The 327-nt window shown below is 67.3% G+C and carries 1 protein-coding gene; it reads right to left on the bottom strand.

Annotated elements, in window-relative coordinates:
• Positions 1 to 204: 204 nt before the first annotated feature.
• A partial coding sequence (locus HA630_RS27075; RefSeq protein WP_305792593.1) for a sigma factor-like helix-turn-helix DNA-binding protein occupies positions 205 to 327 on the bottom strand: 123 nt, incomplete at its 5' end.

Below are 327 nucleotides of genomic sequence, written 5' to 3'. Positions count from 1 at the left end.
CCTACCTGAAGAAGTGCGAGCGCGACGCGCACGCCGTCTGCACCTCGGCCGCGGCCGAGAAGAAACTGGGCGGCGCCGCCAAAAACAGCTTCACCCAAAAGTGCGTGAAAGACGCCGTCGGCGCGCCCGGTTGATCCCATGAAAAAAGGGGCCTGACGGCCCCCGGGTGCGTTCCCAGGCCGGGCCCGAGCCCGGCCTCCCGACTCAAAGCGAGTCGATGAAGCTGCGCAGCTTGTCGCTGCGGCTCGGGTGCTTGAGCTTGCGCACCGCCTTGCTCTCGATCTGGCGGATGCGCTCGCGCGTCACGTCGAACTGCTTGCCCACCTC

The sequence above is a fragment of the Aquabacterium sp. A08 genome (genome assembly GCF_011742065.1).
The sequence above is the reverse complement of the archived record's forward strand: the minus strand, read 5'-3'. Positions and strand labels throughout refer to the sequence as shown.